The sequence below is a fragment of the Afifella marina DSM 2698 genome (assembly GCF_900102695.1).
Classification (GTDB): domain Bacteria; phylum Pseudomonadota; class Alphaproteobacteria; order Rhizobiales; family Afifellaceae; genus Afifella; species Afifella marina.
This window is the reverse complement of the sequence record NZ_FMVW01000002.1, coordinates 341,657-366,498: the sequence shown is the minus strand read 5'-3', so window position 1 is coordinate 366,498 and position 24,842 is coordinate 341,657. Positions and strand designations below refer to the sequence as shown.

The window sequence follows — 24,842 nt, the reverse complement described above, 5'->3', positions numbered from 1 at the left end:
ACCTCGTAAACCGCAGGCGAACAACGATTTGGCCAAGGCGCTATGTTGCCGGCTCATAGAGGCGAGAACAGCAGCGCGACGTGCCGCGCGGCGCAAAACAACGACAGGATGCAAGACGAGCGCGACATGAGCACGGCAACGCACGAGGGCGTGAGGACGCAGCTGCCGCGCCGCGCCAGCAGCTCCAGCGCGCGGACACAGCCTCTAGCGGAGCGTCTGAACCTTGCCGAAGGCGCTCTCGACATGCACGAAGACACGCTCGAAGGAGGCTTCCGCCCCGGCGACGGCCCGGGCCTCCTCCGCCGGTGAGAGATCGACGGCGTCGAGCGCATTCGTGAAGGTTCGCCACGACCGGGCCCGGCCCTCTTCCGCACCGGCGAGATGGCGTGCCCCATAACTCTCCGACAGACCGATCTTCTTGGCTTCCTTGATGAGGAACGCGGCGCCGAGATTGGAGCCTTCGGTCACGTAGAGATAGCCGAGCGCCGTCGGCACATCGATCGCGCCTTCGCCGAAGACGGGTTCCAATTCCGGCGACGGAACGACGAGCCCGAGATCTTCGAAATCCTGCTCCACCAGATGGAGCTGCCGGCGCTCGGGAAGGTCGGGCACGAGAGCGATGAGCTCGCGATGAAAACACAGCGCGTCGACGTCGAAAAAGACGCGATGCTGCATCTTCAAAAACAGCCGGTAGCGTTCCAGGCTGGAAAACGGATCGCAGGCCATGACCGTCTGGTCGAGCCGCATATGTGTTTCATGTGTCGCGGTCTTGAGCCTTTTCGCCCGGCTCGGTTCCACACATTGCGCGAAATCGGTGGCACTCATGCTATCGGCCATAACACGCAAAAGACCGCGCGTCCCCCCTCAAGTCGTCGCCACGCGGCGGGCCGGCCGACGCAGCGCCGTAACGGCGGGGATGCGCCCCCCTGCCCCTCATGGCACATCCCAAAACCCCTCCGCCGCACTGAGCTTCGGAGCACGCGCAAGGGCCGCAAGATCCGGGCCTTTCGGTGCAAGCTCCGACAGACCGGCAATCAAAGCTTCGAGCTCGGCTGCGACGGCAAGCAGGCGCAGGTCGTCATGCCGCCGCCCGATGATCTGCAGGCCGAACGGCATGTCGTTCTCGTCCCGCCCGCACGGAATCGTGATCGATGGGCAGCCGGCGATCGTCGATGCATAAGCGCAAGCGAGCCAATGATAATAGCTCGCGGTCGCCTGCCCATCGATCTCCTTCGGATAGGCCTCGTGCCAGTCGCGCGGCTGCGCGGTGACCGCCGGCGCCAGGATGAAATCGCAATCTTCGAAAAAGCCCTGCCAGCGCCGGTCGTAATTGCCCTGCATCACCAGCGCCTGCGCCACATCTTCGGCGCTGTAAGACCGCCCCTCACGGACATTCTCCGTCACGTTCTCGCCGACGAGCTCGGGGCTCTTGTCGACGAAGGCCGCATGCGTCGACAGGAAGATGACCGACCGCAGCACGGCAAAGATGCGATCGGCATCCGTGCAATCGGGACTTGCCTCCTCGCACGAGCGTAGAAACGGCAAAAGGGCGTTCACCCCCTCGCGGAACGTGCGCTGGCTCGCCGCCTCGACTGGAGCAAAGCCGAAATCCTCTGTCACCGCAAAGCGGAGCGAGGCAAGATCGCAGCGCGGCAGATTGGCGAAATCTTCGGGCCGCCACGCCGTCTTGCCCCCGGCGACGGCGGTGAACGGATCGCGCGGATCCGGCCGCGCCATGACCGAGAGCATCAGCCCGCAATCGGCGACGTTGCGCGCCATCGGCCCGGAGGTCGCAAGCGGCAACAGGCTCGTGCGACGGGCGTCTCCGGGCACCACACCAAAACTCGGGCGAAACCCGACGACCCCGCAGAAAGCCGCCGGCGTGCGCAGCGAACCGCCGAGATCCGAGCCCGAGGCGAGAGGTGCGTAGCCGCAGGCAAGCGCGACCGCAGAGCCGCCTGAAGAACCGCCGCAATTGCGGGTGAGGTCATGCGGATTGGCCGTCGTGCCGAAGACGCGGTTGCGCGTATTGGCGCCGGCGCTCCATTCTGGATTGTTGGTCTTGCCGATCGGCAGCGCACCCGCCTTCCTGAGACCGGCGACCAGCGCATCGTCGCGCTTCGGCACGTTGCCCCGAAAAATCTCGGAGCCGAACGTCGTCGCAAGACCCGCGACGTCGTTCATATCCTTGATGGCGACGGGCAGGCCGTGCAGAGGACCGAGAGCGTTCTCGGCCGCCCTGTCCGCATCCGCCTTTCGCGCGCCTTCGATCACGGCGTCGAAATCGCGCGCCACCAGCGCGTTCACCGCCGGATCGATTGCTTCGACGCGGGCGATGCAGGCCCGCGCAAGTTCTTCGGCGGCAAGCTCGCCCCGCCCGATCAACCGCCGCGCCTCGATGGCGCTGAGATCGGCCGGATCCGACGCGTCAGGTCTGAAATTGGCGACCATGGCCACGCCTCACTCCCCTTCCGCGACGGCGTCGCCCCAGGCGCTCATCGTCTCCGTCATGCCGAAATGCCTGCCGCCCTCATCCATCACCGCCGACGGACAGGCGAAGGGATAAGGCAGCATCGACCGGCGCGCGGCTTTGACGGGCGCGACCGCCTCCAGCGCCCTGACCACTTCGGCCGGCAGTGCCGCATCGGCGACGATCTGCTCTCCGCTCGAGGCATCGATGCGCGGCTGCCGAAACGCCGCGCCGAGATCCATGCCGAAATCGGTCATGAAAGACGCAAGCTGCGTGACCGCCGAGACGATCTTCCGCCCGCCCGAAGCGCCGAACGCAAAACGGCGCCCCGTGGTCTCGCCCAGCACCGGACAGACATTCATCAAACATGTCTTGCCGGGTCCGAGCGAGTTCGGGCGCCCCTCGACCGGATCGAACCACATGATGCCGTTGTTCATCAGAAAGCCGGTCGAGGGCGACACAACGCGCGATCCGAAGAGCGACAGCAGGGTCTGAGTGTGGGCCACCATATTGCCGTCACGGTCGACGACCGAGAAATGCGTCGTGGAGCCGGCGCATTCTGGGATTTCGCCGTCATGACCCATACGCTCCAGCCGGTCGCGATAGGCCGCAAAAAGGGCGCGCGCATAGGCGGGATAGGCAAGCTCCGGTGATGACAATTGCTCGCCAGCAAGCTCGCGCATGGCACACGCGAAGGTCGGTCCGGCGGTAAGCCCGGGCATGACGTGAAAGAGCGCATCGCGATAGGCGACCGACAGCGGCGCCTTGAACCTGGCACGGTTGCCGGCGAGGTCATCGAGCGTAAGATACCCGCCCTTGTCGCGGATATCCTGCGCCATCGCGGCGCCGAGATCGCCGCCATGCATCGCCGCCGCCCCGTCTCGGGCGAGAATGTCGAGACTGTCCGCCATGCGGCTCTGGTCGATCCGGTCTTCCGCGATCCCCGTCCAGGAGAACGGCCGCGGCCATTGGCCGTCGGTGAGGAACATCGCCGCCGCGTCGGGATCACGCGCCAGATCGCGGGTAGCCGTGGCGATGATGAGCGCCGCATACCAGTCGACCCTCATCCCCTCTCGGGCATGGGCGATGGCGGGCGCCACCAATTCCGCCCAAGGCATGCGCCCCCAGCGCCGATGCGCAGCTTCCAGGCCGTCAACGAGAGCCGGCACCGCCACGGCTTTCGCGCCGACGACGTTGCGGTCGTCGACGACACGCTCCCACGGGAACAGGTCGGTGGCCGCCCCCTCGCCCGACAGCGGAAAATCCTCAGTCTTCAATCCCGCCGGCGCACGCATGCCGAAATCGAGAGCATGCGCCTCGCCACGATCGGCGCGCCAGTGCATGGCCGCGCCGCCGCCGGCCGGGCCGCTCATCCACGGTTCGAGCACGCCGCAGACGAAACTGCAGGCGACAGCCGCATCGACGGCATCGCCGCCGGCCCGCAACACCTCAGCGCCGGCCTCCGATGCGAGACGATGCTGCGAGGCGACAATGCCGCGTTCCGTCTCCACGACATGTTTGCGGATCTCCATCGTCCGCGACAGAGCTTCCGACATCACGCACCCAGCCTGCAGTAGAGTGCTGCCGCAAGCCGCGCCCGCTCCACCAGGCTGTCGACGAAGATATGTTCGTTGAGCGTGTGCAGGTCCTTGCCGCGCACGCCGATCGAATCGAGCGTCGGCAGGCCGAGAAAGCCGGTAAAATTCCCGTCCGATCCACCACCGGCGGAAGCGGCGCTCAGCTCGAAACCGATCTCGCCGGCGATCTCCTTGGCGAGCCCGAACATCGCCATCGTGCCGGCTTGATCCGGCTCCCAGACCGGTCGGGTGACGCCGCGTGTGACCTCCAGCGTCACATCGCCTTCGGTGGAATTGAAGGCCATCATCTTGGCAATGCCTTCGTCGAGAAGCTCCTGCGTTTTCGCCATGCTCAGAACCTCGGCATCGCAGACGGAGGAGACGCAATTCACCCATCTTCCCGAATTGAAAACGCCGACAGAAAACGTGCAGTCTTCCGTTGTCATGGCTTCGATCTCGGCGACTTTCTTCGCCATCGCGGCAATCGCAGAACGCCCATCGGCGAGCTGCCAGCCCGCATGGCTCGGCTTGCCGCGCGCCGTCAGGTTGAAGCGCACGATCGCATAACGCCCGATCACCGCGCCTCCGTCCGGGCGCGCCGGTTCCGGAACCAGGATATATTTGTGGCGCTTCGCCTCGGCCTCGATCAGCTCGCGCGTCGATGGCGTGCCGATCTCCTCGTCGGGCGTGAAGAGGACGGTCACCGGCAGGGGCGTCTCGATCCCGGCGGCAAAGAGTTTCCGAAGCGCGTCGAGATAGACGTAATTGCCCCCCTTCATGTCCATCAGGCCGGGGCCGTAGCAGATCTCGCCCTCCCGCTTGAACGGCAGAACGTCGATCGTGCCGAGCGGATGCACCGTGTCGAGATGGCCGAGAAGCAGGATGCCTCCCTCGCCTGCGCGCGGATGCGGCATCGTCGCGCGCACGCTGTCACCGAGCCCCATACGGCCCGGAATGCGTTCGACCTTGCCCCCGAGCGCTGCAAGCTCGTGCTGCACGAGATCCATCATGCGATTGACCGCCGCCGCCTCGAAGGTCGGGCTTTCGGTCTCGATCCAAGGCTTCAGGCCCGCGAGCATCTCCTCCGCATTGAAGGGCAGATCGAGCGGATTCATCATCAGACAGCTCCTCTACCGGCCGCCGCGTGTGGCTGGCCGAGCTGGTAAACTTGAGAAGGAAAGAACGTGGGTGTCGTCAGGCGCCGCGCTTCAGGCGGTTTTCGACGATGCGCGCATAGATCGAGGCCCCAACCGGCAGGATCGCGTCGTCAAGCACGAAAGCCGGGTTGTGCAGCCCGATCGACCCCGCATGCCCCACCCGGCAATAAGCTCCCGGCACCACCTTCAGCATGTCGGCGAAATCTTCCGAGCCGGTCATCTGGTCGCTGGTTTCGAAGGCCATGTCGGCACCCACCACCTCTTTTGCCGCATCGACATAGGCGGTGGAGAGTTCCGGATCGTTCATCAAGACGTCGAAGACGTTGCGCAGATCGGCGGTGATCTCGACACCGTAGGCCTGGCTCAGCCCCGCACAGAGATCTTTGATCCGCTGATGCGCCATCTCGGCGACTTCGTCGTGGAAATAGCGGATCGTACCGGAAATCGTCGCCGTGTCCGGCACGACATTGTAGGCGGCGCCGGCATGGAAGGTCGTCACCGAGATCACCACCGGCTTCGTCGGCGGCGTATTGCGGCTGACGACGCTCTGCAATTGCTGCACGAGTGCCGTCCCAATGACGATCGGATCCTTCGACTGATGCGGCATGGCGGCATGGCTGCCGGTGCCCTTCACCGTAATGTCGAAGAAGCTCGCCCCCGCCATCGCCGGCCCCGGCGCGACGGTGACGATCCCGGGCTCCGCATTCGGATCGTTGTGCATGCCGTAGATCTCGTCGCAGGGAAATTTCTCGAATAGGCCTTCGGCGATCATCCGTCGTGCCCCGCCGAGCCCCTCTTCGGCCGGCTGGAAGATCAACACGACCGTGCCGTCGAAATCGCGCGTTTCGGCAAGATACCGGGCCGCGCCAAGCAGCATCGTCGTGTGCCCGTCATGGCCGCAGGCATGCATCCGCCCCGGATTCTGCGAGGTATAGGGGACACCCGACGCCTCTTCGATTGGCAGCGCGTCCATATCGGCGCGCAGTCCGACCCTGCGGTTGCCGCCGCCCTCTCCCTTGATCAGCGCTACGACGCCGGTGCCGCCGATGCCCTCATGCACCTCGTCGACGCCATAGGCGCGCAGCTTTTCCGCCACGATGCCGGCGGTGCGCGTCTCCTCGAAGCCGAGCTCGGGATGCGCATGAAAGTCGTGCCGGATCGCGGTCAGTTCGGCAGCGAATTCTTCGATCTTCGGAATGACGCTCATGCGGGGGCTCCTTCGTTAAGCGGCGACGTGCCGAGCGCGCGGAAATTGGCGAAGTCCCATTGCCGGCCGGGCGCGGCCTCGATCAGATTGCGTGTGTAGGGATCATGCGGGTTCTGCAGGACGTCGCCGGCGGGGCCATGCTCCACCACCCGGCCTTTCTGCATGACGAGCACCTCGTCGCAGATCTGTGCGGCGACCCGCAGATCGTGGGTGATGAAGAGCATCGCGATACCGAACCTCTCCTGCACGTCGTCCAGGAGGTCGAGCACCTGCGCCTGCACGCTCACATCGAGCGCGGAGACCGCCTCGTCGGCGATCAAGAGGTCGGGCTTCATCGCGACGGCGCGGGCGATCGCGATGCGCTGCCGCTGCCCCCCCGAAAACTGGTGAGGATAGCGCTTGAGCGCATCGCGCGGCAGATCGACGAGCTCCATCAGCTCGGCGGCATGCTCCATCGCCTCGGCCTTCGAGGTGCCGAAATTGATCGGCCCTTCGCAAAGGCTGCGAGCCACGGTCCAGCGCGGATTGAGCGAACGGTAGGGATCCTGGAAGACGATCTGCAGATGTTTGCGATGCGGCTGCAGCTGACGACGCGACAGCGTCGAAATATCCGTGCCGGCGACATTCACCCGTCCACCCGTCGGATCGATCAGACGGATGATGCAGCGCGCCACCGTGGACTTGCCGGAGCCGCTTTCGCCGACGATGCCGAGCGTGCGGCCCGGCGCGATCGCAAAACTCACGTCCTGAGCGGCCGTCACACCGCCGGAGCGCTTCAGGAAGCCACCACCGCCATAGACCATTTCGAGATCTTGGACCTCGAGCACCTCCTTGGCCGAGGCAGGCGCTCGCGCCGGCCGTGGCGCAAGATTCGGAACGGCGGTCAGGAGTTTTTTGGTGTAATCCTCTTTCGGGTCCGTCAGCAGCTCGCGGATCGGGGCCTTCTCCACGATCCGGCCGTTCTGCATCACGCTCACCGTGTCGGCGATTTCCGCCACCACGCCCATATCGTGCGTGATGAAGAGAAGCGCCGTTCCCTTGCGCTCCTGCATTTCCGCGATGAGCTTCAGAATCTGCAGCTGCGTCGTGACATCGAGCGCCGTCGTCGGCTCGTCCGCGATCAACAGATGCGGATCGAGCACCAGCGCCATCGCGATCATGATGCGCTGGCGCTGGCCGCCGGACAGTTGATGCGGATAGGATTTATAAATCCGCTCCACATCCGGCAGATGCACCTGCTCCATGATGTCGAGCGTGCGCTTCTTGGCCTCCGCCTGCGACAGATCGGTGTGCATGTTGAGCACCTCTTCGATCTGCTCGCCGACCCGCAGCACCGGGTTGAGCGCCGTCATCGGCTCCTGAAAGATCATGGCGATCCGGCGGGCCCGCAATTCACGCATCTGGGAATGCGTCGCGGTGGTGATCTCGAAGCCTTCGACGTCGATCGCGCCGCCCTGCACTTCGAGAGCCCCTTTCGGCAGAAGCCCCATGACGGCGAGCGACGTGACCGATTTCCCCGATCCGCTTTCGCCGACCAGACAATGGGTTTCGCCCGCACGAATATCGAGATCGATGCCATTCAGAACTGCGGCTGCATTGGGCCGCCCGGTCAGGCCGACCTTCAGTCCGCGGATTTTGAGGACGCGGTGCGCGTTCGAAAAGTCTCGCGATGAAAGCTGCATCTCAGCCCTCCCGCTTCTTCATCCGCGGATCGAGGAGATCGCGGGCGGTGTCGCCGAGGAGGTTGATCGCGAGAATGCACAACGACAAGAGAAGTCCCGGCCAGAAGATGAGCCCGGGCTTCACCTGAAAATAGCTTCGGCCCTCGGCCATAATGTTCCCCCAGGTCGGGATCTCGGTTGAGACGCCGGCTCCGAGAAAGCTCAAGATCGCTTCGATCAGGATCGCCGAGGCGCAGATATATGTCCCCTGCACAATGAGCGGTGCGAGCGTGTTCGGCATCAAATGCTGGACCAGAATTTTCGGCATCGACGAGCCAAGCGCGATGGCGGCCTCCACATAGGGCTCCTCGCGCGCCGACAGCACGACGGAGCGCACCAGCCGGACGACGCGCGGCACTTCGGGAATGGTGATGGCGATGATCACCGAGCCGAGGCTCGGACCGTTGAGGGCGACGAGCGCAATCGCCAGGAGGATCGCCGGGATCGCCATCAGGCTGTCCATGATGCGCATGATGATGCCGTCCGCGGCGCGGAAGAAGCCGGCGACGAGACCGATGACGAGGCCGATGACGACGCTGACGAGAGCCGCGCCGACGCCGATTAGGAGCGACACGCGCCCGCCGGTCATCACCCGGCTGAAGGTGTCGCGGCCATACTGATCCGTGCCGAGGAGATGCATCTCCGAAGGGGGCTTCAGGCGGGACATGGAATCCATCGCCAGCGGATCGTAGGGCACGTAAAGCGGCGCCAACAGAGAAGCCAGCACGATCGCGACAAGGATCGCAGCCGCGATCATCGGGCCCGCGCCTACGCGCGCTCCGGCCGGGAGCGAGAACAACCCGGTCAAGACCTGGAAGGCGCTATGGCGGGAGGGGGAAAGCTCAGCCATGTCAGTAGCGGATCCTCGGGTCGAAGAAGGAATAGGAGACGTCGACGATGAGATTGACGAAGACGTAGATACCGGCGGTGAACAGGATCATCGCCTGAATGACCGGATAGTCGCGCGCCAGGATCGCATCGACGGTGAGCCGGCCGATGCCCGGGATGTTGAAGACGCTCTCGGTGACCACCACGCCCGAAATCAGAAGCGCGAAACCGGTGCCGATAATGGTCAGGATCGGCACCGCGGCGTTGCGCAGCGCATGGCGGAAAAGCACGACATTTTCCCGCACGCCTTTGGCGCGGGCGGTGCGCACGTAATCCTCCCCCAGCACTTCCAGCATCGAGGCGCGCGTCATTCGGGCGATCAGCGCCACATAGATCGTGGCGAGCGTCAGCGACGGCAGGATTGCACGCGTCATGAACGGACCGATGCCGTCGGAAAGCGGCGCATAGCCTTGCACCGGCACCCAGCGAAGCTCGATCGCGAAAATCTGGATCAGGATGTAGCCGATCACGAAGACGGGGACGGAGAACCCCAGAACCGAGAAGGACATCACCAGGAAGTCGACCCAGGTGCGGTGGCGCCAGGCGGCGATCACACCCATCGGCACGGCCAGCAGCACCGAGATGATGATCGTCATGATGGCGATGCTGATCGTGGGCCCGATCCGGTCTCCGATCATTCCCGCAACCGGTGTGCTGGAAATGAGGGAGGTGCCGAGATCTCCGTGCAGCATCTGCCCGATCCAGGTGAAGAACTGGATATGCAGAGGATCGTTGAGGCCGAGCCGGTCACGGATGCGCTCGAGTTGCGCAGGTGTGGCAGCATCGCCGGCGAGGATCGCCGCCGGATCGCCCGGCGTCAGCCGAAGCAGGAGGAAGACGAAGACCGCGACGATCGCCATCACCGGGATCGTGGCGAGGATCCGCTTCAGGATATAGCTGAACATGATCGGTCTCCTTGCCGCGAGGCCTGCTGAGCCTCAGCGCAAATTTCGAGACAAGACGGCAGCCGGAGACGCGCGCAAAGGCGCGTCTCCGAAGGTGGATTACTCCGCCTCTTTCGTCATGTTCCAGAAGACCGGAACCGGCGACGGGATCATGTTCTGGATCGAATTCCGCCGCGCCTGGGGCATGTTGTATTCGCCGAGATGGATGTAGTTCACATTGTCCATCACGTGCTTCTGCATCGCGACGGCTGCCGCCTTGCGCGCCTCCTGATCTTCCGCATGGGCGAATTCATCGCGCAGCTTTTCGATCTCGGGATCTTCCGGCCAACCGAACCAGGCGTCGTCGCCACGGCCGCTCAACATCACGTTGATGAGCGGATCGGAGATCTCCGGCACCATCCAGTTCGTGAAGAAGATGTTCCAGCCGCCCTCGGAGGGAGGATTCTGCTGCGCGCGCCGTTGCACGACCGACTGCCAGTCCATGGTCTGCATGTCGACGTTGAAGCCAGCCTGGCGGAGCGCCTGCGCGGCGACAACCGGCTGGTTGCTCAGACTGACGACATCCGTCGGTTGCATGAGCACCACCGGCGTGCCGTCGTAACCGGCTTCTTCCAGGAGCTTCTTGGCTTCTTCCGGATGCGCGCCGGACGTGATCGGCTCGGAGCCGGATTCGTCACCGAGCGGCGTCCCGCAACCGAAGATAGCACCGCAGACTTTGTAGTATTTGTCGGAGCCCATCATCGTAGCGAGCACGTCTTCCTGGCTCAGCGCCAGAAGCGCCGCCTGGCGCACCTTCTTGTTGTCGAAGGGCGGATGCAGGAAGTTCGGCCGCCCGATCGTGACGAAGCCAAGCGGATCACCCATTTCCACCGTCACGTTCGGCGCATTCTCGATCACCGGCAAAAGGTCGACCTGGACCTGCTCCAGATAGTCGATCTCCCCCGCCGCGAGCGCATTCATCGCAGTCAGATTGTCCGGCATCGTCGTCCAGACCACGTGATCGACATTGACCTTCTTGCCGCCGGCCATCCACGAGGGCGGCTCGTCGCGCGGCACGTAATCCTCGAACTTGTCGTAGGTGACCGAAGCACCCGGCTCGTACTTGTCCTTATTGAAGACGAACGGCCCTGAGCCGATGTATTCGGTGATCGGCTCGTCCGGCGAGGTCTCCGCCACCCGCTCGGGCATGATGAAGGGCGGCACGGCCGATTGCTTGGAGATGACGCCGAGCAGCGGCGGGAACGGCTCGGAGAGCTTCCACACAAGGGTCTTGTCGTCCGGCGCCTCGAGGCTCTCCGTCACGTCGAAGATCATCTGACCGCCGGAATCGCGCTTGCCCCAGCGGTTAAGCGAAGCGACGACATCCTTGCCGGTGACCGGCGCCCCATCATGGAACTTCAGCCCGTCGCGCAGGGTGAAGGTGTAGGTCAGTTTGTCGTCGGAGATCTCCCAATCCGCCATCTGTGGGTGGGGTTCGAAATTGTCGTCCACGGCCGTCAGGACGTCATAGATCATGTAGCCGTGATCGCGGGTGATGTGGGCGGTCGTGATGATGGGATCGAGCACACGCAGGCCCGAATGCATCACCGCCGTAATGGTCTTGCCATCGTCCTGTGCGTTGGCAACAGCGGGTGCGGACAGCACCCCGCCCGCAACAAATGCGGCAGCAAGGCTACGCTTCATGCAAGAAAGTGGTTTCAAGCTCTGCATACATCCCTCTCTCGGATTCGATCTGTTGATGCGTTTTCGTTATTGGACCGCAGCGATGTTCTCCCCGCCTGGGTCGGAATGCGCCTTTGCGGCGCTTGCTTCTCCGAACAGGGGTCCGTTCGGGAAGAGTTTCATGTCGGCCGGAAGCCGCGTGAACGGCAGGTCGGCAGGATTGAAAGGCATGGGGCCGGGCGAAATCGCCACCAGGATCCCTGACGCGATGGGCGCGAAATCGGCCCGGAAATGCGTCGAGCTTTTCACCACCAGCATCGCCAGCTCCTCCGGCGTAATGCCGACGAAACGGAACATTTCGCGGTCCGCCATCTGCGCGATGCCACTTGTCACCACGACGCGCACGCCGCCGATGCGCAGGCACGCCGAGGCACCGAGATTGAGCCGTCCGCCGCCGTAATAGGGGCCCGTCGCGTGAACCCGGCCGTCGGACAGACACTCCACCACCGCCTCCGTCTCGACCGGCTGGTCGCCAGGCACCCCGGGATGACTGCCGATCGCAAAATGCGCCGTCGCCCCCTCGCCGAGCTGATGCGCCTTTTCCGCGCTCGCCGGATCGACGATGAGGCCGATCGCGGCGTTCTGGGCATCCGCAGCAATGAGCGCACGCAACATCCCGGTGGTCGCCGAAACGCCGCCGGCCCCGGGATTGTCCTGCGTATCGGCAATGACGACCGGTCCGCCTTTGCTTGCAGCGATACGCGCAGCCTCCGCCACGGCCTCCTCGGCCATAAAAGTGCGGTTGTCGAAGAGCGGCTCGGCCGCCTCATAGGCGGCCGCGATGCGGTCGGCGGCACGCTCAGCCTCCGCCTGCGTCGCCGCAAACGCCATCGCCGTCGGGCCGCAATCTGGAATGTCAGCGGCCGGAAACCCCATGAAGAGCGAGGCCGACAGAACCCCCTCCCGCTCCAGCGCGTCGATCTCGGCGTAAAGCGCGTCCCCCGGCGCCATGTCCGTCGCCTGAAACGGGATCGGCACGAGATAGGACATGCGCCGGAATGCTTTCGCAGGCCGCCTGCCCGTCTCCATCATCCGATGAAGAAGCCGCGCCGCCCGCGCGCCGGTCGCGGCCATATCGACATGCGGATAGGTGCGGAAGGCGACGAGCGCGTCGACGGTGTCGACGAAGGCCGCCGAAATATTGCCGTGAAGGTCGAGCGCCGATGTGATCGGAACGGCATCGCCGACGACCGCACGGACGCGGCGGGCGATCTCGCCTTCCCCGTCGTCGAGATGCTCCGCCACCATCGCGCCGTGGAGGTCGAGGAAGACGCCGTCGAGAGGCCCGTCCTCGGAAATCCGCTGCACGATCTCACCGGCGATCGTCTCAAACGCCTCGCGCGTCACATAGCCGGATGGGATTGCCCCGGCCCAGAGCGTCGGCACCACGTCCCAGCCCTGCTCCCTGGCAACATCGAGCGCACCGGCAATGCCGAGATTGACCCTCTGCGCCGCATCGAGAAGCGCAGCGCCCCGCGTCATCCCGATATAGCCGCCGCCGACCCGAAAAGCTTCAAGATCCGCCCGAACCGGAGCGAACGTATTGGTTTCGTGGAGGAAACCGGCGACCGCGACCCTGAACGTCATCTCTGCTTGCCCCAACCCATCGGCACACACCGTTAAAAGAGGTTGTGTATCGCTATGCAATACAACTATATTGCACAACGATCATAGTACCCCCCTTGAACGAGCCGTCAAGCTATCCATGAATAAGCGCTTCCGGGCCGACCCCACCCAGCCGATCGATTCCCTCCCTTATGAGGACGACAGCCTCTTCGTCCGCGCTGCCGGTCGGGCCATGCAGGTTTTGAGCGCCTTTCATCACGCGCCGGGCCCACTCAGCCTTTCCGAGATCGCACTTCACGCCGGCATCGACAGGTCGGCCGCGCAACGCCTCGTCCACACCCTTTCAAAGCTCGGATATCTGCGGCGCGGTCCCGGCGATCACGGCTATCTCCCCGGCATCCGCCTTCTCGACCACACACTCGACGTGCTCAGGCTCGACCCCGTGGTGCAGAAAGCAACGCCCGTGCTCCTGGAATTGCGCAAGACCGTCCGCGAGCGCGTCGACTTCAGCCTCTATGACGAAACCCGCCTCGTCTACGCGCTGCGCATGCAGAGCAAACGCGAGACCTTCCATGCCACCCTCGTCGGTCACAGCGTGCCGACCTATTGCACGTCGGGCGGCCGGGCCCTCCTGTCGCTCCTTTCGGACGAGGCAGCGCGCGACATCGTCATGCGCACGCCTTTGCACAAATACACGGCCAAGACCGTCGTCGAACCCGACGCGATCATGGAGCGAATCCAAAAGGCCCGCACCGACGGCTATGCCCTGGTCGTGGAGGAATTTCTCCACGGCGAAGTTGCGCTCGGCGTGGCGATTTCGCGCGGTGATGGCATCCCCCTCGGCGCCATCCACGTCGCGGGATCGTTGTCGGAATGGACGCCCGAGGATTTCGTCAAACGGGCCTCTCCGCTCGCAATGGAAGCGGCACGGGCGATCATGGGGAGTCTCTGAGGGACCTCAGAAAGCTCAGAAGCGGACCCAGACGGCGGAGAAGACGGCCCGCTCGCGGAGCGCGTTCTCTCCATAGACGCTCGCATAGCTGCCGGCCTGCACGGAGAGGCGCGCGTTGATGTCGTAGACGGCACTCACCTGCAGCTTGTGCTCTCGAACGCGTCGGAAGCCGCCCTGCGCCTCTCCGACGCTCACCGTATTGAAGGACTGACCGATGAGGAGAAGGTCCGGCCGCAAGCGGTAGCCGACGGAAAGATCGGCCCGCACTTCGTCCGCCGGCCCGGCCGTGCGGTACCGGTAGCCGGCCTGAATGTCGACGAATGCCTCGTTTTCGCCGAGCTTGAAGCCGTAGCCGAGAAGCCCGCGCAGATCATATTCGGCGTTGGTGTGGCCGAGATTGGCGGACACGTTGGGATCCGAGGCGCCTGGAATGCGCGCAATCCCCTGAACGGATGCGACCGCCGCGCCTTTGCTGAAGACCTGATAGCGCGCACCGAAATCGAAATATCCCGGCCCGCTGCTCGTCGAAGCGCCGACCGAGGCGCGGCGAAAACCAGGTACTGCAATCAAAGTCAGGTCGCGCGTCATGCCATATTCGGTGAAGAGCGTGAATTCCGTTTTCGTGTCGCCGTAGAGGCCGCCCGTGAGGTCGCCTGGACTTTGCGAAAAGACCAACGTCCCGATCACCTGACCGGCGCCTTTCTGCAGCGTCCACGCACCAGCAAGGGCAAGAGAATTGCCGACGAGGAAAGACAAGGCGAGCGAGACGACGACGAAGCTTCCGGCAAGCAGGGCACTCGACCGCGAGACCCCCGCCCCGGCCCGGCCGCTTGTCAGGCGAAACATGCGAGAAAACGCGCCGAAAAACGCCCGCCCCTCGCCTCGGCAACTCTCGAAAGGGCAACTCTCGGAACGGCAACCCACGAGAGGCGATGACCTCGACGAAACGCAAACTCCGACATCACCACCCGCCACATCACGGGAGACCCCATGTAGACGGGAAACATCATTCCGATAAACTTTACAAAATTCAATTATTATTTAATGTTAACTATAGTACAAATCCAACTCCCCATTAGATCACACAAACATCTTAACCCAGACCAATCTGGACGCGGATGAGAGCCTGGTCGGCCGCGCCGCCTGCGCTAGCACATAGGTGAGCTGGGGCGATGTCGATATGCCAGCGACTGCCTGCGGACGCTCTATCCGCGAGGAGACGTCTCAGCCCGCGCATATTGGCGTTTCTTGAGCGTCGGGCAGGCGTTTCCCGCCGGCACGCCGGAGGAGCTGGCGACCTATCTCGGCATATCGATATGTCGGCAGGTCGAGCGGCACGCGCCCGACGGATATGCGCCATATCCCGGCCGACCTTACCGACCTTGCCCGGAGGCGGCTGCAATCCGATCAGGTCGCTTTCGCCTCGATGAGCACTCGCAAGCGCTCTGCGTCCGCGGGCGATGCGGGAGTATAGACGATCATGCCGAGCTCGGGCCGCCCCTCGACGGCGAAAGAGGAGAATTCCAGATCGAGCAGTCCGGCCTCCGGGTGATGAATGCATTTCACGCCCTCGCCGTGCGCGACCACGTCGTTGTCCCGCCACAGCGCCTCGAACTCCGAGCTCATCTCGCATAGCTCGGCAACGAGCCGCATCACCTCGGCGCTGCCGCTCGCCCCCGCTCGTGCCACATCCGCCCGAAACGCGCCGACGACGAAGCGAGCGACGCTTTCCCAATCTTCCTGCTTGTCCCGCACGCGGGAGCTGCCGAACATGAGGCGGAGGATGTTGCGTCCCTCGTGCGGCAGCTTGGAATAGTCGGTCAAAAGCGCCGCTGCCGCCCTATTCCAGCCGACCACGTCCCATAGAGCCGTCTTGATAATGGCGGGGCTGAGCGGCATCGCGTCGAGCACGCGCTGGAGCCGCGGGGTGAGGCCTTCGACCGGCTGGTAACGCACTTCCGGCGGATGGCCGAGGGCCAGCATATAGAGGTGCTCGCGCTCCGGCTCCGTCAGCATCAGCCCCTTGGCGATCCGGTCGAGCACATCGGCCGAGGGCGCGCCCCCGCGCCCCTGTTCGAGCCATGTGTACCAGGTCGTGCTGATGTTCGCGCGAGCGGCGACCTCCTCGCGGCGCAATCCGGGCGTGCGGCGCCTGCCGCCGACGAAGCCGAACGACGCCGGATCGAGCCGGGTGCGGCGATCGCGCAGATACATGCCGAGCGGGTTTGGCGTGTCGTCGGGCACCATCGAACCTGTTGTGGATTATACCATGATAAGCTCACTACTTTAACAGGTACCGACAGCCCACGAAATACGCATCCTCTCAAAGAGGAAGACCCTGATGCGTGTATTTCTGACTGGTGCAACCGGCTTTATCGGCTCGCGAATCCTGCCCAATCTGCTTGCGGAGGGACACCAGGTACTTGGCAACGCCCGCTCCGAAGAGGGCGCTCGCCGGCTGCAGGAGGCTGGCGCCTTGGTCCACCGCGGCGATCTCGACGACCCGGCGACGCTGGCGAAGGGCGCCGAGGGCGTCGACGCCGTGATCCACACGGCATTCAACCACGATTTCGCGCGCTATGCGGAGAATTGCGACAAGGACCGGCGGGTGATCGAGGCAATCGCCGACGTGCTTGCCGGCTCGGATCGTCCGTTCCTCATCACCTCGGCCATCGGTATGGGCAGTCCCGGGCCGGGACAGTTCGCCCGCGAGGATGTCTTTGATCGGGAGCATCCCCTGCCCCGGATCAAGAGCGAGCTCGCGGGCCTCGCCGCCGGGGAACGGGGCGTCTCCGTCGGCGTCGTGCGGCTGCCCCAGGTCCATGACCCCGTCAAACAGGGCCTGATCTCGCCACTGATCGACCTCGCCCGCGAAAAGGGCGTCTCGGCCTATATGGATGAGGGCAGCAACCGCTGGTGCGCCGCCGCCGTCGAAGACGTCGGCCGCCTCTATGTCCTGGCGCTCGACCGTCATGAGCCGGGCATCCGCTGGCACGCCGTGGCCGAGGAAGCCATTCCGATGCGCGCCATAGCTGAAGCGATCGGAGCCGGCCTCAATGTGCCGGTCCGATCCGTGACGAAGAACGAGGCCGAGACCCATTTTGGGTGGCTCTCAGGCTTCGCCAGTCTCGACATGCCGGCCTCCAGTGCCCTCACCCGCGAACGGCTCGGCTGGCGGCCGACTGGCCCGACGCTTTCGGAAAACCTCGCTCGCATGGATTACGCGGCCAGCGCCGGTTGATCGAGGAACGCCCTCGCCGTCTCGCGGCATGAAGATGATCGATGCCGCGCCGACCGTCATGCCGGCGGGATCGAGCTCGGCAGGCTCCTCGCCTTGCGCAAAACCGTCTTGGCGTCGCGCCCAGCGACGCCAGGACGGCGAAGGTCACGAAGGCAAAGAGTTGCGTAAGGCGACGGCCGCGGCGTCGATCAAGGATGCAGCTTCGCTCCCTTGATCGCCTTGTCGACGTCCTTCTTCGGACCGCGGATCGCGATCCCGACGAGATCGGGGGCATCGGCGGGCTCGGCCTTAAACGCCTCGCGGTTCGCCGCATCGTGGCCCGTCGAGAACATCGCCCTGACATAGGCGGCGGTGAGAAGCCCTTTCTCGCCCGAAATGCGGTGGGCGCGCTTGAGCTCGCTTTCTCCCGCCGCGAAGATCAGCATCGGCTGCCCGAGGAGACTGGCGAATTGTCGTCCCGCCGCATCCTCATAGGGGTCGCCCATAGCCTCCGGCGCCATAGCGGCAACCCCGGTGGCAAGGAACGCGGTGACGTTCAGCTTCTGCCAGGTCGCGAGATCGTCCAGCACCAGAATGGCGACCTTTGTGTCAAACATGCCTTATTTCCTTCGGCTGAGAAGCAGTTTCCATTATATTGGGTAAGATGCTTCCTCTCTAATCCCGAATGATATTCCAAACCAAAGGCTTTCCGGGCCATGACGAAAGATACGAACCACGTTCGGCCGCGGCTCGCAGCCCCGGCCCGTTTGGACGACAAGGACCGAACCCTGTTAGGTCTTTTGGCTGAGGATTCCACGCGGAGCTATGCGGAGCTTGGCAAGCTGCTCCACCTCTCGCCCCCGGCGGTGCACGAGCGCGTCAAGCGTCTGCGGCAGGATGGCGTGATCAAAGCAAATGTCGCGGTTCTCGACGGTTCAAGGCTCGGAAGACCCCTTCTGGCCTTCGTGCATGTCGACACGACGAGCTGGGCGGTGACGCGCCATCTCCTGGCGCTCAAGGAGCTTCCCGAAGTGGAAGAGATCCACACGGTCACGGGCGAAAGCGCCATGCTCCTCAAGGTGAGGACGCGCGACACGCAGGCCCTGGAGGACCTTCTGGAGCGCATCCATTCCATCGAGGGCTTCAAGGGCACCCGCAGCTACATCGCTTTATCGACCTATCTCGAGCGAGGACCGAGCCCGGTCGCGGACGACCAGTAATCGTCGATCACGCGGACGGGCCGGCGACCGACACATATCCGGTCCGCAAGGGGGCGCGCCTGTCGCGTCCCCTCGCCTGTCATACAGGTAAGGCTCGATGTCCCTACATCAGCCCGTTGATGAGGATCGCCAGGATCGCGATCGGCGCAACGAAGCGCAGGATGAAGATCCACAACGTCAAGAGGATGCCGGGATGCTCACCGTCCATGGTCACCTCGTTGGCGGCCCGCGGCCCCATCACCCAGCCGACGAAGATCGCCACCATCAGGCCGGAGATCGGCAGCATGATGTTGGCCGTCAGGAAGTCGAGGAGATCGAGGAACCCCATGCCGAACAGCTTGTAGTCGGCCCAGATCCCTTGCGACAGCGACGACGGGACGCCGAGCAGGAAGGTGACGACGCCGATGCCGATGGTCGTCGGCACCCGGCCGAAGCCACGGTCGCAGAACACCGCAACGAGCGGCTCCAACAGCGAGACCGAGGAGGTCAGCGCCGCGATCAGCAGGAGCACGAAAAAGGCAGGCCCGAAGATCGCCCCGCCGGGCATGGCCTGGAACACCGTCGGCAATGTGATGAAGGTGAGCGCCGGACCGGCCTCCGGGTCGAGGCCGAAGGCGAACACCGCCGGCAGGATGGCGAGGCCGGCCAGCACCGCGACCATCGTATCGAGGGAGACGATGTACCAGGCGGAACGGCCGATGCGCGTGCCGCGGTCGAGGTAGGAACCGTAGGTCAGCATAGCCGCCATGCCGATGGAGAGCGAAAAGAAGGCCTGGCCGAGGGCGGCCATGAAGACGGTGCCGTCGATCTTGGAAAAGTCCGGCGACAGGAAGAACCGAAGCCCCTCCTCGGCACCCGGCAGGGTCAGCGAGCGCGCGACGAGCGCGAGCAGGATGAGGAACAGCACAGGCATCAGGATCTTGCTGACCCGTTCGATGCCGGAGGCCACGCCCTTCAGGACCACGAAGACGGTCAGAACGACGAACACCGCCTGGTAGATCAACGGCTGCCAGGGGTCGGAGATGAAGCCGACGAAGGAATCGCCGACCGCGCCGATATCCAGGCCGCTGAATGCGCCGTCGGCCGACTTGATCACATAGGCGATCGTCCAGCCGGCGATGACCGAATAGAAAGACAGGATGAGGAAGGCGATGGTGAGGCCGATCGCGCCGACGACGGTCCAGCCCTTGTGGCCGAGCGCCTTGAAGGCCGAAAGGGCGTCGGTCTGACCGGCCCGGCCGATGGCCACCTCGGCAAGCAGGACGGACAGGCCGATGGTGAAGACGATCGCCAGATAGAGAAGAAGGAAAGCGGCGCCGCCATTCTCGCCGGTGATATAGGGAAACTTCCAGATATTGCCGAGGCCGACGGCGGAGCCGGCAGCGGCGACGATGAAGCCGATGCGGGAGTGCCACTTTTCTCTCGGAGCGTCCATGAATCGATCCTGTCGGGTTTTCGCATGCCGACCGGCCGTCGCATGGCCGGCACGAATGCTCTCGTGTGGATGAGTGCCGGTGCAGGGAAGGACGGGCTTTCGCCTCACCGGCTCAGGCTGGCGGACTTAAAACCCTCTCCGGAGGCGAAAGTCGATAATCGAAACCAAAAAATTTCGCCGATCCCCACTCTCGAGGGACATTTTCACGCGAATGCGACGATTCGGCACGTCGCCCCAGGGTCGGCTTTCCAAAGGGTTGGCGGTCGGCGCATGCGGGGGTGTGCGCATGCGGCGGCGTTAGCCGTTTCTCACTCGGGTTGCCGGCATCCCTCGAGCCAGACATCCGAAAAGCCCGAAGGCGCACAAAAGGACCGTCAGCCCACATCCTCGCCGCGTGAGCACGGACGCAAACGCGCAAGATCGGCACGTTCGTCGCTCCTGAGAGCCAATTTAACGACCAACGAATGCCTGGGCCGATGCCCGAACCTCACCCTCGCTATCCTGTTCCAACCGAAGTAGCGCATGCTTGAGGGAACCTCGACTTTCGGCCAGCCAATTGCCAATCGCACTCGCACGCCGATTTTCGATACTGCTTGGATTCAGTCTCATTCGCCAAGTCTCCCTGCCCACGAATGCAGGCAAATAGCCACTCAACTGACAATAGGCGCCTGCGGCGAGGTCTGCTACCGCTGCCACATCCTCCGACCAATAGGGCGCCATATGTGACTCTGTAGTAGCGAAGAGATGATCGGCCGCCTGCCGCCAGCCTGTAAGGCCAAATGTAAGATACGTAGCCAAGCGCGCAAATTTTTCTCGCTTATCATGACTATCAAGCGCTTCGTCATGGTCACTTATCCAATTCGAAACCTGCTTCTGGTGACGAAATCCCGCCAAGATCAAGGCAACAAAGCTCGCAAGGCGGAACATCTTCTCTATCGTTCCTTTCTTAATGCGAGCATCAAAACAGTCAGGAAACGCTTCTACAGTTGCTTCAGGACCGCCCGACATAAAACTTCCTACCCGCTTATCAACAAGGATCGTTATAAGATTGCCCTCTAGTTCGCTTACCGTTTCGAGAAAAGCTGGAAGCGCCCGCCAACGGACAGGTTCATTGAGTTTCTTGAACGAAATGCGCCGGCCATCCGGTAGCCATTGTCCGCGAAACTCACTCAAGGAGGGCAGCCAGCGGATCAGCGCCTCATCAGTCGTAATAAGGAAGGAATAAGCTTCGTGGCTCGCTTCCTTATGTTGACCAGAGTAATCACTCGCGAGGACCATTGTACCGCGGTGTACTGAAACCAACATATCGGGATTTTGAGCCTCGGCGAGACGAAGTGAATCGCTCAGACTAAACAGATAGCCCGAGAGATTGTCTGTCACGGGGCGCCAAACGCTCATTAAGAATCCCTGACGCAGAGCGAACCGAAACGCTCAACACAAAAGAATAAAGCGCCTCTAATCTTTACATTACAGGGAAAGTAGCGCATTGAGTGGCAGAAAACTGGCGTCAATTTCAGCCATTCCAGCTAGCGGCAGCCTCCTCGGGCTTTCATTTACAATTGAAAGACACTACTGGAAACACTGCCAAAAACTTCTGCCGGCAGCACTAACTCACAGAAACTCGGACACTACACCACGAAGACCCAGAGAGTTGCCTAAAACGGTCAGGGCGATTGGGATCGTGCTATGGATAATTAAAAAAATATCCTGTGCCGCTCTGTCTTCTTGCTCGGGTTACCCCTCACTCCCACTCGATGGTTCCCGGCGGCTTCGAGGTCACGTCGTAGACGACGCGGTTGATGCCTTTCACCTCGTTGATGATGCGCGTTGCGGCCGCGCCCAGAAAGTCCATGTCGAAGTGGAAGAAGTCGGCCGTCATGCCGTCGACCGAGGTGACGGCGCGGAGCGCGCAGACGAAATCATAGGTGCGCGCATCGCCCATCACGCCGACGGTCTGCACCGGCAAAAGCACGGCAAAGGCCTGCCAGATCGCATCATAGAGCCCGGCCTTGCGGATCTCGTCGAGATAGATCGCATCGGCCTTCCTCAGGATGTCGAGCTTGTCGCGCGTCACGCCGCCCGGGCAGCGGATGGCGAGCCCCGGCCCCGGGAAAGGATGGCGCCCCACAAAGCTCTCCGGCAGTCCAAGCTCACGCCCGAGCGCCCTCACCTCGTCCTTGAAGAGCATACGCAGCGGCTCGACGAGCTTGAGGTTCATCCGCTCCGGCAGGCCGCCGACATTGTGGTGCGATTTGATCGTCACCGAAGGCCCGCCGGTGAAGGAAACGGATTCGATGACGTCCGGATAGAGCGTGCCCTGCGCCAGAAATTCCGGCGCCTTGCGCCCGTCGGCGGCAAGCTTCTCCGCCTCGGCTTCAAAGGTCTCGATGAAGAGGCGCCCGATCGTCTTGCGCTTCGTCTCCGGGTCCGCCTCGCCTTCGAGTGCGGAGAGGAAGATGTCCTCGGCGCGCACATGCACGAGCGGGATATTGTAATGGTCGCGGAAGAGAGAAACGACTTCCTCGCCCTCGCCCAAGCGCATCAGCCCGTGATCGACGAAGATGCAGGTGAGCTGATCACCGATCGCCTCGTGCAGGAGAACCGCCGCGACCGAGGAATCGACGCCGCCGGAAAGCCCGCAGATGACACGGCCGGAGCCCACATCCTCGCGGATGCGGGAGATCGCTTCTTCGCGGAAGGCCGCCATCGACCAGTCGCCTTTGAGGCCCACGACCTTGTGCGCGAAATTCGCAATCAGCCGCGCCCCGTCCGGCGTGTGCACCACTTCGGGATGAAACTGCACGCCGTAGATCTTGCGGCTTTCATCGGAGATCGCGGCAAAGGGCGCCCCGCTTGAGGCGGCGATGACGCGAAAGCCCTCAGGGATGGCCGTCACCTTGTCGCCGTGGCTCATCCACACCTGGTAGCGCGAGCCTTTGTCCCACACGCCCTCAAAGAGCGGCGAGGCCTCTTTCACCTCGACGAAGGCGCGGCCGAATTCGCGATGGTCGGAAAGCTCCACCTCGCCGCCGAGCTGCCGGCAGATCGTCTGCTCGCCATAGCAGATGCCGAGCACCGGCAGGCCGGCCTCGAAGATCGCCTGCGGCGCGCGCGGCGTGTCGATTTCCGTCGTGCTCGCCGGACTGCCCGAAAGGATGATGCCACGGGGATTGAGCCGCTTAAGCGCCTCTTCGGCCTTCTGGAAGGGCACGACTTCGGAATAGACGCCGGCTTCGCGCACCCGCCGCGCAATGAGCTGGGTGACCTGCGAGCCGAAGTCGATGATGAGCAGCGTATCGTGCTGTTCGGAGGGATGCTCTTTCATGGCACGCCTTTAGGCGCATGTGCGCGCGAGCTCAATAACCCAATCGCCGGAGAAGGCCTCAGTCCAGAAAAAGCTTGTAGCCGCGATGCGTGTTCTGAAACCCGAGGCGCTCATAGAAGCGGTGCGCGTCGCGGCGGGCGTTGTTCGACGTGAGGGAGAGCGAATGCGCGCCCTTGCGCCGCGCCTCGGCGATGGCAAAGCGCACGAGCTTGCCGCCGATCCCCTGCCCCCGCTCGGCGGGGCGCACCTGCACGGCTTCGAGCGTGGCTTTCAGGGCACCGCGATCGGGCAGCGAATAGCGAAATCCGAGCTGAAAGGTGCCGACCACTTCACCGTCTTGTTCGGCAACGTAAAGACATTCGTCCGGGCTGTCGGCCAGCTCCTCGAACGCCTTCTGGTAGGACGGCAAGGCCGCAGGATGCAGCGTATCGCCATGGCCACCAACGTCGTCGGCCGCAAAGATGGCGATCAACGCCGCGAGATCACCCCGTTTGGCTCGGCGGATAGAAAGTCCAGACATTCCTGTCGCTCAACCTCTTTCTCGAATGCAAGCGCAGTCACGAATGCAAGTGCGATCTGCGCACGACAGCTTGAGCGGGACATGCGTTCCCCCGCCCCCGCCGACGACCGCACGATCTCGTTCAGACCGCGCAGCCCGTCGGGTCCCGCGCGTGCTTAAGGCCGATTCCGGCCGAAGCCAACATCCCCGATTGCACAAGATGAGAGCGTTCGCACGGTCCGTGAGGCACCCGGTCTCACAGCGTGCCAGACACACGGCCTCCGGCCGCTCGAGTCACTCACGGCGGTCACTCATGGCGGTCACTGACGACGGGCCCGCCGCACCGCCGCCTTTCAAGCGATGGGGAGTTGCGGGGAGCGGCTCCGCAGGCACCAGCCCCCAACGCGGCGACTGGCCGCAACAGCAAACACATGAACGAATACAATAATTATGATACATTTTCAGGCAATGCGAGCACGCCGCAAAGTCGTCTTTGCGTCCGAAGTTAGACTTTACTCTTTCCAGAGAGACGAGCTCGACCTGAACGATGAGAATTCATCGAGGGAGGGACGCCATGACGGCGCCTCAGACGCTCTTTCGGGATGCCTGCAAGATCCTTCTTGCGATAAAAGACGCATATCCGAGGATCGTTACCGGCACGGCGACGCAAAGTGAAATCAACAACTTCGTCGCCCAGGGCAGTGTCGCCGCCGACAAGACCCAGGAGCTGATGAACGCCCTCGGCCGGCAAGATGACGCCGGAAAAGTCGTCGCCCTCACACAGTTCTACGACGAGATCGCCAACCTCCTCCGGCACGATCTGAAGGATGCAAAGCCGCTCTGCCGCGATCTGGTGCGCCAGTTTACCGAGATCGCCACCTTCCATGTCGTCCACGAGGAGGGTGACCAGTCAGCCTGGAGAGCGCTGGCGGACCGCTATCGCCGGATGCTCGCCACCCTGCCCAAAGAGTGAGTGAG

21 protein-coding genes are annotated in these 24,842 nt (G+C 63.5%); 4 read left to right on the top strand and 17 right to left on the bottom strand.

The genetic code is table 11. The annotated features are described in order from the left end of the window. Positions 1–204: 204 nt before the first annotated feature. From BLP76_RS06485 to BLP76_RS06440, 10 genes are all read right to left on the bottom strand, one after another. Complete coding sequence (locus BLP76_RS06485; protein WP_092811348.1) at positions 205–825, bottom strand: biliverdin-producing heme oxygenase; 621 nt, start codon at positions 823–825, stop codon at positions 205–207. A gap of 108 nt (positions 826–933) precedes the next feature. After that, a complete protein-coding gene (locus tag BLP76_RS06480) occupies positions 934–2,451 on the bottom strand; it encodes an amidase (RefSeq protein ID WP_092810780.1) in 1,518 nt (505 codons plus the stop codon). A gap of 9 nt (positions 2,452–2,460) precedes the next feature. Beyond that, a complete protein-coding gene (locus BLP76_RS06475; protein WP_092810777.1) occupies positions 2,461–4,026 on the bottom strand; it encodes a gamma-glutamyltransferase family protein in 1,566 nt (521 codons plus the stop codon). After that, positions 4,026–5,162 carry a M20/M25/M40 family metallo-hydrolase gene (locus tag BLP76_RS06470; RefSeq protein WP_171904377.1) on the bottom strand — a complete coding sequence of 379 codons (1,137 nt, stop codon included), beginning with the start codon at positions 5,160–5,162 and terminating at the stop codon, positions 4,026–4,028. Before BLP76_RS06470 ends, BLP76_RS06475 begins: the two co-directional genes overlap by 1 nt. A gap of 79 nt (positions 5,163–5,241) precedes the next feature. Further along, a complete protein-coding gene (locus BLP76_RS06465) occupies positions 5,242–6,411 on the bottom strand; it encodes a M20 aminoacylase family protein (protein ID WP_092810773.1) in 1,170 nt (389 codons plus the stop codon). Then, positions 6,408–8,093, bottom strand: coding sequence for an ABC transporter ATP-binding protein (locus BLP76_RS06460; protein WP_092810771.1), 1,686 nt, complete (start codon positions 8,091–8,093; stop codon positions 6,408–6,410). Before BLP76_RS06460 ends, BLP76_RS06465 begins: the two co-directional genes overlap by 4 nt. 1 nt (position 8,094) lies before the next feature. Beyond that, complete coding sequence (locus tag BLP76_RS06455) at positions 8,095–8,889, bottom strand: ABC transporter permease (RefSeq protein ID WP_244514501.1); 795 nt, start codon at positions 8,887–8,889, stop codon at positions 8,095–8,097. Between the two features lie 94 nt (positions 8,890–8,983). Next, complete coding sequence (locus BLP76_RS06450; RefSeq protein ID WP_092810767.1) at positions 8,984–9,925, bottom strand: ABC transporter permease; 942 nt, start codon at positions 9,923–9,925, stop codon at positions 8,984–8,986. A 99-nt stretch (positions 9,926–10,024) separates the two neighbouring features. Then, positions 10,025–11,635 carry an ABC transporter substrate-binding protein gene (locus BLP76_RS06445; protein ID WP_092810765.1) on the bottom strand — a complete coding sequence of 537 codons (1,611 nt, stop codon included), beginning with the start codon at positions 11,633–11,635 and terminating at the stop codon, positions 10,025–10,027. 39 nt (positions 11,636–11,674) lie between these two features. After that, positions 11,675–13,234 (bottom strand): M81 family metallopeptidase, encoded by a 1,560-nt coding sequence (locus tag BLP76_RS06440; RefSeq protein WP_092810763.1) that lies wholly within the window; start codon positions 13,232–13,234, stop codon positions 11,675–11,677. A gap of 118 nt (positions 13,235–13,352) precedes the next feature. On the opposite strand from BLP76_RS06440, the gene BLP76_RS06435 reads away from it, so the two are divergent. Further along, positions 13,353–14,165, top strand: coding sequence for an IclR family transcriptional regulator (locus BLP76_RS06435; protein WP_092810761.1), 813 nt, complete (start codon positions 13,353–13,355; stop codon positions 14,163–14,165). A 15-nt stretch (positions 14,166–14,180) separates the two neighbouring features. On the opposite strand, the gene BLP76_RS06430 is transcribed toward BLP76_RS06435, so the two are convergent. Both BLP76_RS06430 and BLP76_RS06425 read right to left on the bottom strand, forming a co-directional pair. After that, positions 14,181–15,011: a hypothetical protein gene (locus tag BLP76_RS06430; RefSeq protein ID WP_092810759.1), complete on the bottom strand. Its 831-nt coding sequence runs from the start codon at positions 15,009–15,011 to the stop codon at positions 14,181–14,183. A 561-nt stretch (positions 15,012–15,572) separates the two neighbouring features. Further along, positions 15,573–16,412 carry a helix-turn-helix transcriptional regulator gene (locus tag BLP76_RS06425; protein ID WP_092810757.1) on the bottom strand — a complete coding sequence of 280 codons (840 nt, stop codon included), beginning with the start codon at positions 16,410–16,412 and terminating at the stop codon, positions 15,573–15,575. Positions 16,413–16,506: 94 nt separating this feature from the next. Between BLP76_RS06425 and BLP76_RS06420 the strand changes: the two genes are divergently transcribed. Further along, on the top strand, positions 16,507–17,406 hold the full coding sequence (locus tag BLP76_RS06420) for an SDR family oxidoreductase (protein ID WP_092810755.1): 900 nt from the start codon (positions 16,507–16,509) through the stop codon (positions 17,404–17,406). A gap of 188 nt (positions 17,407–17,594) precedes the next feature. Here the strand turns inward: BLP76_RS06420 and BLP76_RS06410 are convergent, their stop codons facing one another. After that, a complete protein-coding gene (locus BLP76_RS06410) occupies positions 17,595–18,002 on the bottom strand; it encodes a DUF2000 family protein (protein WP_092810751.1) in 408 nt (135 codons plus the stop codon). Between the two features lie 99 nt (positions 18,003–18,101). On the opposite strand from BLP76_RS06410, the gene BLP76_RS06405 reads away from it, so the two are divergent. Next, positions 18,102–18,605, top strand: a complete 504-nt coding sequence (locus BLP76_RS06405) for an Lrp/AsnC family transcriptional regulator (protein WP_092810749.1) — start codon at positions 18,102–18,104, stop codon at positions 18,603–18,605. Positions 18,606–18,708: 103 nt separating this feature from the next. On the opposite strand, the gene BLP76_RS06400 is transcribed toward BLP76_RS06405, so the two are convergent. The 4 genes from BLP76_RS06400 to BLP76_RS06385 all read right to left on the bottom strand — a co-directional run bounded on the left by BLP76_RS06400 (position 18,709) and on the right by BLP76_RS06385 (position 23,885). Beyond that, complete coding sequence (locus tag BLP76_RS06400; protein WP_092810747.1) at positions 18,709–20,040, bottom strand: sodium-dependent transporter; 1,332 nt, start codon at positions 20,038–20,040, stop codon at positions 18,709–18,711. Positions 20,041–20,490: 450 nt separating this feature from the next. Next, entirely contained in the window at positions 20,491–21,438 is a 948-nt protein-coding gene (locus BLP76_RS06395; protein WP_139163710.1) for a hypothetical protein, read from the bottom strand. A gap of 343 nt (positions 21,439–21,781) precedes the next feature. Beyond that, the gene (gene guaA, locus BLP76_RS06390; protein ID WP_092810743.1) at positions 21,782–23,365 is read right to left on the bottom strand and encodes a glutamine-hydrolyzing GMP synthase; all 1,584 of its coding nucleotides are present in this window, start codon (positions 23,363–23,365) and stop codon (positions 21,782–21,784) included. Positions 23,366–23,423: 58 nt separating this feature from the next. Next, entirely contained in the window at positions 23,424–23,885 is a 462-nt protein-coding gene (locus tag BLP76_RS06385) for a GNAT family N-acetyltransferase (RefSeq protein ID WP_092810741.1), read from the bottom strand. A gap of 553 nt (positions 23,886–24,438) precedes the next feature. Between BLP76_RS06385 and BLP76_RS06380 the strand changes: the two genes are divergently transcribed. After that, entirely contained in the window at positions 24,439–24,837 is a 399-nt protein-coding gene (locus BLP76_RS06380) for a hypothetical protein (RefSeq protein WP_092810739.1), read from the top strand. The last annotated feature ends 5 nt before the right edge of the window (positions 24,838–24,842 follow it).